This is a genomic window from Halomonas campaniensis (assembly GCF_014193375.1).
Lineage (GTDB): Bacteria > Pseudomonadota > Gammaproteobacteria > Pseudomonadales > Halomonadaceae > Halomonas > Halomonas campaniensis.
In genome coordinates this window covers 41,909-50,834 of the sequence record NZ_JACHZF010000026.1, presented here as the reverse complement: position 1 = coordinate 50,834, position 8,926 = coordinate 41,909, and the positions used below count along the sequence as shown (strand labels likewise).

General features: G+C 72.6%; 10 protein-coding genes and 1 pseudogene. 5 read left to right on the top strand and 6 right to left on the bottom strand.

The genetic code is table 11. The features are described from left to right. Nucleotides 1-160: 160 nt before the first annotated feature. From bioD to bioB, 5 genes and pseudogenes are all read right to left on the bottom strand, one after another. Nucleotides 161-847 (bottom strand): annotated as a pseudogene (bioD, locus tag BDK63_RS15560) (dethiobiotin synthase); the annotation flags it as partial. A 1-nt stretch (nt 848) separates the two neighbouring features. After that, nucleotides 849-1,658: a methyltransferase domain-containing protein gene (locus BDK63_RS15555; protein ID WP_183333592.1), complete on the bottom strand. Its 810-nt coding sequence runs from the start codon at nt 1,656-1,658 to the stop codon at nt 849-851. Then, complete coding sequence (locus BDK63_RS15550; protein ID WP_183333590.1) at nt 1,655-2,389, bottom strand: alpha/beta fold hydrolase; 735 nt, start codon at nt 2,387-2,389, stop codon at nt 1,655-1,657. Before BDK63_RS15550 ends, BDK63_RS15555 begins: the two co-directional genes overlap by 4 nt. Further along, the gene (gene bioF / locus BDK63_RS15545; protein ID WP_183333588.1) at nt 2,386-3,564 is read right to left on the bottom strand and encodes an 8-amino-7-oxononanoate synthase; all 1,179 of its coding nucleotides are present in this window, start codon (nt 3,562-3,564) and stop codon (nt 2,386-2,388) included. The genes BDK63_RS15550 and bioF overlap by 4 nt, the downstream gene beginning before the upstream one ends. Nucleotides 3,565-3,566: 2 nt before the next feature. Beyond that, nucleotides 3,567-4,721, bottom strand: a complete 1,155-nt coding sequence (bioB, locus tag BDK63_RS15540) for a biotin synthase BioB (RefSeq protein ID WP_183333586.1) — start codon at nt 4,719-4,721, stop codon at nt 3,567-3,569. 70 nt (nt 4,722-4,791) lie between these two features. Here bioB and BDK63_RS15535 point away from each other — a divergent pair, with 70 nt between their 5' ends. Both BDK63_RS15535 and BDK63_RS15530 read left to right on the top strand, forming a co-directional pair. Next, nucleotides 4,792-5,508 (top strand): ComFC family protein, encoded by a 717-nt coding sequence (locus BDK63_RS15535; RefSeq protein WP_246386201.1) that lies wholly within the window; start codon nt 4,792-4,794, stop codon nt 5,506-5,508. A 51-nt stretch (nt 5,509-5,559) separates the two neighbouring features. Further along, nucleotides 5,560-6,546: a serine/threonine protein kinase gene (locus tag BDK63_RS15530; RefSeq protein ID WP_183333584.1), complete on the top strand. Its 987-nt coding sequence runs from the start codon at nt 5,560-5,562 to the stop codon at nt 6,544-6,546. Nucleotides 6,547-6,631: 85 nt separating this feature from the next. Here the strand turns inward: BDK63_RS15530 and BDK63_RS15525 are convergent, their stop codons facing one another. Continuing rightward, complete coding sequence (locus tag BDK63_RS15525) at nt 6,632-7,156, bottom strand: hypothetical protein (RefSeq protein WP_183333582.1); 525 nt, start codon at nt 7,154-7,156, stop codon at nt 6,632-6,634. Between the two features lie 348 nt (nt 7,157-7,504). On the opposite strand from BDK63_RS15525, the gene folE reads away from it, so the two are divergent. From folE to BDK63_RS15510, 3 genes are all read left to right on the top strand, one after another. Next, nucleotides 7,505-8,062, top strand: a complete 558-nt coding sequence (folE, locus tag BDK63_RS15520; RefSeq protein WP_183333580.1) for a GTP cyclohydrolase I FolE — start codon at nt 7,505-7,507, stop codon at nt 8,060-8,062. 24 nt (nt 8,063-8,086) lie between these two features. Continuing rightward, nucleotides 8,087-8,491, top strand: coding sequence for a dihydroneopterin triphosphate 2'-epimerase (folX, locus tag BDK63_RS15515; RefSeq protein WP_183333578.1), 405 nt, complete (start codon nt 8,087-8,089; stop codon nt 8,489-8,491). A gap of 110 nt (nt 8,492-8,601) precedes the next feature. Then, on the top strand, nt 8,602-8,919 hold the full coding sequence (locus tag BDK63_RS15510; protein WP_183333576.1) for a hypothetical protein: 318 nt from the start codon (nt 8,602-8,604) through the stop codon (nt 8,917-8,919). The last annotated feature ends 7 nt before the right edge of the window (nt 8,920-8,926 follow it).

Below are 8,926 nucleotides of genomic sequence, written 5' to 3'. Positions count from 1 at the left end.
CGATCCTTGAATGGATGTCTCTTCCATTCTGGCGCATTGCGACGCCGTTAAAGGGGGAGGAGACCATCTCATCATCCCTGGGCGCTACCGACGCCATCTCTGGCGTAGGACCTCCTCTTCGGCTTGTACCCGGCGCTCCTCGCTTCGGCTCGCCATCGGGAAGTTCCAGGTGATCGGCGGCGGCCTCGGCCATGGCCCCGGGAGACTCCCCCGCCAGCCACGGCACCACGCCCAGGCAGGGGGCGGGCAGGTGGTGCGCCAGGGTGGCCAGGTTGTCGCGGTAGAGGGCGTCGTCCGCGGCGAAGGCGGGGTCCACCAGGCTGCCGGCCCAGCCGGCCAGACGCAGACCAGAGGCCGCGACGGCCTCGGCCGTCAGCCGCGCATGGCCGATGCAGCCCAGGCGCAGGCCCACCACCAGGAGCACCGGCAGCCCGAGCCGCACCGCCAGGTCGGCCAGGTCCTCGTCGTCGTTGAGGGGGACTCGCCAGCCGCCGGCGCCCTCGATCAGGGTCAGGTCCCGCCCCGCGGCCAGCGGGGGACGAACCCGCTCGACCAGGGTGTCCAGGCGCAGTGACACCCCGGCCTGTCGGGCCGCCAGGTGCGGGGCGATGGCGGGGGCAAAGGCGACGGGATTGACCGTGGCGTAGTCCACCGCGGGGTGGCTTTCGCCCTGGAGCGCCAGGGCATCGGCGTTGCGCAGGCCCTCGGGAGTGGTCGCGCTGCCCGAGGCCACGGGCTTGAGGCCCAGGGTGGTGAGGCCGGCGCGGCGGGCGCGGGCCAGCAGGCCGGCGGTGACCAGGGTCTTGCCGGCGTCGGTGTCGGTACCGGTGACGAAGAAGGCACTCATCTCAGGCGTGAAGCTCCAGGGTCAGCAGGCGATAGGTCACGGGCAGGCCGTCGGGTTCGCGCAGGGCTTCATAGCGACGTGCGGCGCGGGCCAGGTCGGTGCGGGTCAGGCGGGCGCCGGGACGCGCGGCCTGGGCGCCGATCCCCTTGATGGAGGCCATCACCGCGGCCAGGTCGGGGTAGTGGAAGCGCTGGGTGCTGGCCTCGACCAGGACGCGGGAGAAGCCCGCCAGGCGTGCCGCGCGCCGGTGGCGGTCGCGCCCCTGGAAGCCCAGCAGGGCGGCGGGGCGGCCGGGTCGCGACCAGGCATGGTTCACCTCCGCCAGGGTGCCGAGGGCCAGGGTATTGATCAGCGCGCGGCCCCCGGGGCGGAGCACCCGGCGCAGCTCCGCGAGCGTTCCTTCCAGGTCCGGGCACCACTGCAGGGCCAGGTTGGAGAACACCAGGTCCAGGGCGGCATCGGGCAGCGGCAGGGCGGCGGCATCGGCGCAGAGCCAGCGGACCCGGTCGCCGTGGCGCCGCCGGGCCTCCTCGAGCATGCCCGGTGCCAGGTCGAGGCCGGTGACCGCGCCGCCCTCGCCGATGCGGCCGGCCAGCCGCGCACTCCAGTGGCCCGGGCCGCAGCCCAGGTCGAGGACCGACGAGGCGCGTTCGGGCAGTCGGGCCCAGAGGCGCTCGCCCATGACGCGCTGGGCCCCGGCGAGGCGCGCGTAGTCCGGGGCCGCCCGGGAGAAGGCCCGCGCCACGCGGCGCTGCCAGTCGGCCGCTGGCGCCGGATCATGGGCACGGGGCAGGGCGGTGGCGGCGGTCATGCCGGCGCCTCCTCGGCTCGCGCCGAACGGGCGGCCCGCATGTCGGTGGCGAGCGCCACCAGGGCCTCGGCCAGGGCCGCCGGCCGCGACAGCATCGGGCAGTGGCCGGCGTGGTCGAGGACCCGGTCGGCCCCGGCGATGGCGGCCGGGGGCAGCAGCGGGTCGTGGCGGCCGGCGAGGCGCTTCACCGGGCAGGGGGTGTCGGCCAGCACGCGCGATACATCCAGCGCGGCGAGCTGGTTGAGGCCCGCGGCCAGGGTGGCGGGGTCGACGTCGTCGTCGATCAGGTCGAGCAGGCGGCGATGGGCCCCCCGGGGGTCGGGCTCACCGCCGAGCTGCCAGCGCAGGAAGTGGCGACGGGTCGCCGCCGGGTCCCGGGCGAAGGCGCGGCGGAAGGCGGTCAGCTCCGCGCGGGTGACGCCTTCGGGGTCGCAGAAGCGTGTGCCCATGCCGAGCAGGATCAGCGTACGGGGAGGGGACAGCCTGGCGAGCAGCGCCCCAGCCAGCAGCCCGCCCAGCGACCAGCCGACCCAGACGGCATCGGCGGGCAGGTCCACCGCCATGGCCTCGGCCAGTCCGGCCAGGCTGCCCGGCGCCGCCAGCGGGGTGCGGACCCCGTACCCGGGCCAGTCCGGCGCGGTGACCGTCACGCCACCCGGCCAGTGGCCGGCCAGCGGCCGCCAGATCCGCGAGTCGACGCCCCAGCCGGAGAGCAGCACCAGCCGCGTCATGTCGTGACCTCCTGCCGGTCGGCGTCATGGGCCTGGCAGGCCGCCAGCCCCTCGAGCAGGGCATCGAGGTCGGCCTCGGTGTGGGCGGCGGAGAGGGTGATGCGCAGCCGTGCCTGGCCCCGGGGCACCGTGGGCTCGCGGATGGCGCCGACCAACAGCCCGCGCTCGGCCAGCCGGGCCGCCCAGGCCATCACCCGGTGGCTCTCGCCCAGTACCAGCGGCTGGATCGGCGTGTGGCTTTCCGCCAGCGGCAGTCCCAGGGTTGCCGCCTCGCGGCGGAAGCAGGCGATCCGCGCGCCCAGCCGGGCGCGGCGCTCGGGCTCGGCGGCGAGGAGCTCCAGGGCCCTGAGGGTCGCCGCCGCCACCCCGGGCGGCTGGGCGGAGGTGTAGACGTAGGGGCGGGCGAACTGGATCAGGTGCTCGATCAGCTCATGGCTGCCCGCCACGAAGGCGCCCGCGGTGCCCAGCGCCTTGCCCAGGGTGCCCACCAGCACCGGTACGGCGTCGATGCCGTGGGCGCGGCCCACGCAGCCGTCGCCGACCTCGCCGAGCACGCCCAGGCCGTGGGCGTCGTCGACCATCAGCCAGGCGCCATGTCGGCGCGCCGTCTCGGCCAGCCCGGCGATATCGGCCACGTCGCCGTCCATGCTGAACACGCCGTCGCTTACCACCAGGCGGGGGGCGTCGGCCGGGCTGCGGGCCAGCAGGCGGTCGAGGTCGGCCAGGTCGCCATGGTGGAAGCGCCGCGAGGGGGCCCCGGCCAGGGCCGCGCCATCGAGCAGCGAGGCGTGGTTGAGGCGGTCCTGGAAGACCCGGGTCTCGCCATCGCAGAGCGCCTGGAGGGTGCCCAGGTTGGCCATGTAGCCGGTGGAGAAGAGCAGCGCCCGGGGCCGACCGGTGAGCGCGGCCAGCCGCGCTTCCAGTGCCTCGTGGACCGCCAGGTGGCCGCTGACCAGGTGCGAGGCCCGGGCGCCGGCGCCGTGGCACCGCGCGCCTTCCGCCATGGCCTCGGCCAGCCGCGGGTCCCGGGCCAGGCCCAGGTAGTCGTTGCCGGCGAAGTCGCGTACCGCATCCGTCGGTTGCACGGTGCGGCGACGCCACAGGCCGGCCGTCCGGCGGCCCTGGGCCCGGGCGGCGAGGCGAGTGGGCCAGTCGGTGCTCATGCTCGGGGGCATGGTCAGTCGCCGCTGGCGCGGGTGGCGTCGTAGGCGAGCGCCTCTGCCCGGGCGGCGGCCTGTCGGGCCGCCCGGCGGGCGAGGTCGGCCTCGAGCGCATCCTCCACCCGGGCCCGGGCGTCATCGGCACAGGTCTGGCGCACGCCTTCTTCCTTCACTTCTGGATGCAGGCCCAGCCGGGCGAACAGTGCCCGGTCCCGTTCCGCCCGGGGGTTGGCGGTGGTCAGCAGCTGGTCGCCGTAGAAGATCGAGTTGGCCCCGGCCAGGAAGGCCAGCGCCTGGGTGGCATCGTCCATCTGCTCGCGCCCGGCGGAGAGGCGCACGTGGCTGGCCGGCATCAGGATCCGCGCCACGGCGATGGCGCGGATGAAGGCGATGGGGTCCAGGTCCTCCACGTCTTCCAGGGGCGTGCCCGGCACCTTGACCAGCATGTTGATCGGCACCGACTCCGGGTGCGGCTCCAGGCGCGTGAGCTGCTGGAGCAGGGCGGCGCGGTCGCGGGGCGCCTCGCCCATGCCCAGGATCCCGCCCGAACAGACCTTCATGCCGGCGTCGCGTACGTGGCCCAGGGTCGCCAGGCGGTCGGCGTAGGTGCGGGTGGTGATGATCTCGCCATAGAACTCGGGCGAGGTGTCCAGGTTGTGGTTGTAGTAGTCGAGCCCGGCCGCGGCCAGGCGGCCGGCCTGGTCGCCGTCCACCATCCCCAGGGTCATGCAGGTCTCGAGCCCCAGCGCCTTGACCCGGGCGACCATCTCCAGCACCACGTCCAGGTCCTTCTCGCGTGGGCTCTTCCAGGCCGCGCCCATGCAGAAGCGGCTGGCGCCGGCGTCTTTGGCCGCCCGGGCCTGCTCGACCACCTTCTCGACCTCCAGCAGCTTCTCCCTGCCCAGGCCGGTGTTGTAGTGGCCCGACTGGGGGCAGTACTTGCAGTCTTCGGGGCAGGCCCCGGTCTTGATCGAGAGCAGGGTCGAGACCTGCACGGCGTTGGGGTCGAAGTGGGCGCGGTGCACCCGCTGGGCGCGGAACAGCAGGTCGTTGAAGGGCAGCGCGAACAGCGCCTCGATCTCGTCGAGGGGCCAGTCGTGGCGAATCGCCGCCGGGCTGGCTAGGGTCTGGGTATCGGTGCCGGTGGGCGCGTCGTGGGGCGCAGGAGTCATGGGAGGCTCGCCTATGGTCAACTTGTCTGAGGGTATGAAGTTGACGGACAGCTTAAGGCGGCTGCGACACTTGTCAACCTCAGGAATTCATAAGGTTGACGAAGCGCTGCGGCGCGCCCTGCCGGGCCGCTGCGCCTTCTGCCTGGCGCCCGCCCTGGGCGAGCGCCCCTGGTGCGCGGCCTGCCACGAGGCGCTGCCCTGGAACCTGCCGGCCTGTCCGCACTGTGCCGAGCCGCAGCCGGGGGCCCTGGCCGGGCGCCCCTGCGGGGCCTGCCTGCGTCGGCCGCCGGCCTTCGACCGGGCCCGGGTGCCGCTGCGCTACGAGGGCGAGGTGAGCGGGCTGGTGCAGCGCTTCAAGTTCCATGCCTCGCCGCGGGCCGGGGCGATCCTGCTGGCCCTGCTGGAGGAGGCCCTGCCGGCCTCGGTACGGGCCTTTCCCGGGGCGCTGATGGGGGTGCCGCTGCATCCCGCCCGGGCGCGGGAGCGGGGTTTCGACCAGGCCGACTGGCTGGCGCGGCGGCTGGCCCGCCGCCTGGGGGTCGCGCACCGCGTCGCCCGCCGTCGGCGCGACACCCGCAGCCAGCGTGGCCTGGACCGGGGCGAGCGGCGCGCCAACCTGCGCGGGGCCTTCGCGGTGGCGGGGCGACTGCCGCCCCGCCTGGTGCTGCTGGACGACGTGATGACCACCGGTGCGACCCTGGATGCCCTGGCGCGAGCCTGCCGGCGGGCCGGGGCCGAGGAGATCGAGGTGTGGGTCCCGGCGCGAACGCCGCTCCACGCCCCCTGATCGCGCCGGCTCTGTTAGGATGCCCCCTTTGGCCCTGCCCGGAGTCACGCCATGGAACGCACCCCCCATCCCTTCGCCGAGCTGTCGCCTGCCCGGGTGGTGGCCGCCGTGGAGTCGCTGGGCTTCTGGCTGCCTGGCGAGCCCTTCGCACTCAACAGCTACGAGAACCGGGTCTACCTGATCCACGACGACGAGCGGCGGCGCTGGGTGGTGAAGTTCTACCGCCCGGAGCGCTGGACGGATGCCCAGATCCAGGAGGAGCACGACTTCCTGGCCGAGCTGGTCGCCGAGGAGGTGGCGGTGGCCGCGCCGTGGCGCGACGCGGCGAGGACGAGCCTGCACCGGGCCGAGGGCTTCCGCTTCGCGCTCTTCCCCCAGCTGCCAGGCCAGGCGCCGGAGCTGGAGAATCCCGCCCACCTGTTCGTGCTCGGTGAGCTGATCGGGGCGGTGCATGCGGTGGGGGAGCGCTCGCGCTTCGTCCACCGCACCACCCAGGACCTGGACCGGATGGTGCTGGAGGCCCGCGAGGGCGTGCTGGACAGCCCCTGGCTGGATCGGCGCCAGCGCGAGGCCTACGGCCGGATCACCCTGGCCCTGCATGAGCGCCTGGCAGGCCACGCCTGGCGCCCGGAGCGGGCGATCCGCGTGCACGGGGATTGCCACATCGGCAACATCCTGGGGCGCGACGAGGCCTTCGCGCTGGTCGACTTCGACGACTGCCTGATGGCCCCGGCGGTGCAGGACCTGTGGATGCTGCTCACCGCCGAGCAGGACGAGGAGCGCCACATGCAGCTCTCCGAGGTGATCGAGGGCTACGAGCAGCATCGTGAGTTCGACCGCCACGAGCTCTCGCTCGTCGAGCCGCTGCGCACCCTGCGGCTGCTGCGCCACAGCGCCTGGCTGGTGGCGCGCTGGGAGGACCCGGCCTTCCCCAGCGCCTTCCCCTGGCTGGCGGATGCCGGCTACTGGGACGGCCATATCCGCCTGCTGGAGCAGCAGCGCCAGGTGCTGGAACGCGCCCCGCGCTGGCTGGCCTGACGCGCCGCCCGAAACGCGAGACGCACCCCGTGGGGTGCGTCTGCATCATGCCGTGGCGCTGCCGCGGTTACCGGTCGGGGTCGGGCTACTCGGAAAGCGGGTTGGTCGCGCCGGCGCCGTCGGCCTGGCGGCGCTGCTCGTTGATCTGGGCGGAGGGGTTCTCCTGCTCCTCTATCACCAGGTCGCTGGCCAGGCGCAGCTCGAAGCCGTGGTCGGGGGCCAGCTCGCAGCGGCCATCCTGGCAGACCGCCACGCCGTAGCTGCCGTCGGCCTCGTAGGCGGCGGAGGACATCTCGCCGCTGTAGATGTCGCTGTCGGCGCCGTCGGTGGCGATGCAGGTGACGGCCTTGGTGGTCACGCGCAGGCGTTCGCCTTCCAGGCGGGCGTCGCCGATCATCACGCAGTGGTCCGGCAGCTGGTGGGAGCCGCGGCCATCGGCCACCGGGCGCATCAGGATGTCGTCACGGCGCGGTTCGTCCCGGTCCAGCGTCAGGCTGTCGATGGCCTGCACCTCGATCCGGGCATCGGCGGGCAGCTCGAGGCTCGCGCCGAAGGCCAGGGAGGGCATCAGCAGGGCGGCCAGCAGCAGTGTCTTGGGGGTCTTGATCATGTCGGGCTCTCGAGAAGAGGTGACGTGGCACAGCATGAGAGGCTCCGATTCTAGCACAGCGGAGTGAGCTTCAGGCAGCGCAGGGGGCGGGGGAGTGCGGCAGGTTGTCACGTGGTGGGGCCCGGCCTGTCCATCCTGCGGCGCGGGTGGCGGCCGCGGAGGGGGCCTGCGCCGGCGGGAGCCATGCGCTAGAATGCAGGGTTCCCGAGGATTGATATTGTACAAGGTCAATTTCTTGTATATCTTCTGTACATGAATGGCCGTTGCGACGGTCCGATACCCGGCCATGTCGGCTCCGCCGACCCGACAGGGCCATGCCGCATGACGACAACCGATGGGGCCCCCACGATGACCGAAGAACTCGCCAACCACTACCGGCAGATCATCCTCGCCCTGGGCGAGGACCCGGAGCGTGAGGGCCTGCGCGACACGCCGAAGCGCGCCGCCAAGGCGATGCAGTTCCTCAATCGCGGCTACGTGCAGTCGCTGGAGGAGATCGTCAACGGGGCAGTCTTCGAGTCCGAGACCGACGAGATGGTGCTGGTCAAGGACATCGAGCTCTACTCCATGTGCGAGCACCACCTGCTGCCCTTCATCGGCCGCTGCCACATCGCCTACCTGCCCCGCGGCAGGGTGCTGGGTCTCTCCAAGTTCGCCCGCATCGTCGACATGTACGCCCGGCGCATGCAGATCCAGGAGAACCTCACCCGCCAGATCGCCGAGGCGGTGCAGCGGGTCACCGAGGCCCGCGGCGTGGCGGTGGTGATCGAGGCCAAGCACATGTGCATGATGATGCGCGGGGTCGAGAAGCAGAACTCGAGCATGACCTCCTCGGTGATGCTGGGGGCCTTCCGGGAGAACCAGTCGACCCGCCAGGAGTTCCTGACCCTGATCAACGGGCGCTGAGTCACGCCATCCAAGGAGATCGCCATGCCGCTGCATGCCATCGACGACCAGCACTTCGACCACGACCTGGCGACCATTCGCATCAAGAACCTCCGCCTGCGCACCTACATCGGCATCAAGGAGGAGGAGATCAAGAACCGCCAGGACGTGGTGATCAACGCGGTCATCCGCTACCGGGCCGACAAGGCCGTGGCCTTCAACCATATCGAGCAGGCGCTGAACTATCGCACCATCACCAAGCAGGTGATCGCCCACGTGGAGGAGAACCGCTTCCTGCTGCTGGAGCGCATGACCCGCGAGGTGCTCGACCTGGTGATGGCCCACGAGCCGGTGCTCACCGCCCAGGTGGAGATCGACAAGCCCCACGCCCTGCGCTTCGCCGATTCCGTCTCGGTCACCCTCTCCGCCACGCGGGAGCCTCGCCGCTAGCCCCTGTCGCGGAAAAGCGCGCGATACCCGACCCCGGTGCTTGGAGCATCGGGGTCTTTGCGCTTAGCATGGGGGGCAGCTTCGAAGCCCACTGATATCGGGAGCCTTGCTTGGACGGCGACAACGCCACTCGTTCCCCCGCACGCCGACGCTATTCCCCGTGGGCCATGGCCGCCATCGTCACGGCACTCTTCGCCCTGCTGCTGCAGGGAAGCCTGGTGCCGCTGAACCTGGCCGCCGCGCTGATGGCCCTGGTGGGACTGCGACAGATTCGCCGCGAGCCCGAACGCTACATCGGGCGCGCCTTCTGCTGGCTGGCCATCGCCCTGGTGCTGGTGCTGGCGCTCCTCACGGCCATGGTCGAGCCGATGGCCCCCGCCGTGCTCGATGACGTCATGGTGCCCGACGACGGGGCCGGCAGCCGATGACCCGGCC

Coding starts and splice junctions, on each gene's coding strand:
- BDK63_RS15555 (WP_183333592.1), bottom strand. CDS start 1,658: ATGACCGCCGCCACCGCCCTGCCCCGTGCCCATGATCCGGCGCCAGCG.
- BDK63_RS15550 (WP_183333590.1), bottom strand. CDS start 2,389: ATGACGCGGCTGGTGCTGCTCTCCGGCTGGGGCGTCGACTCGCGGATC.
- bioF (WP_183333588.1), bottom strand. CDS start 3,564: ATGCCCCCGAGCATGAGCACCGACTGGCCCACTCGCCTCGCCGCCCGG.
- bioB (WP_183333586.1), bottom strand. CDS start 4,721: ATGACTCCTGCGCCCCACGACGCGCCCACCGGCACCGATACCCAGACC.
- BDK63_RS15530 (WP_183333584.1), top strand. CDS start 5,560: ATGGAACGCACCCCCCATCCCTTCGCCGAGCTGTCGCCTGCCCGGGTG.
- BDK63_RS15525 (WP_183333582.1), bottom strand. CDS start 7,156: ATGATCAAGACCCCCAAGACACTGCTGCTGGCCGCCCTGCTGATGCCC.
- folE (WP_183333580.1), top strand. CDS start 7,505: ATGACCGAAGAACTCGCCAACCACTACCGGCAGATCATCCTCGCCCTG.
- folX (WP_183333578.1), top strand. CDS start 8,087: ATGCCGCTGCATGCCATCGACGACCAGCACTTCGACCACGACCTGGCG.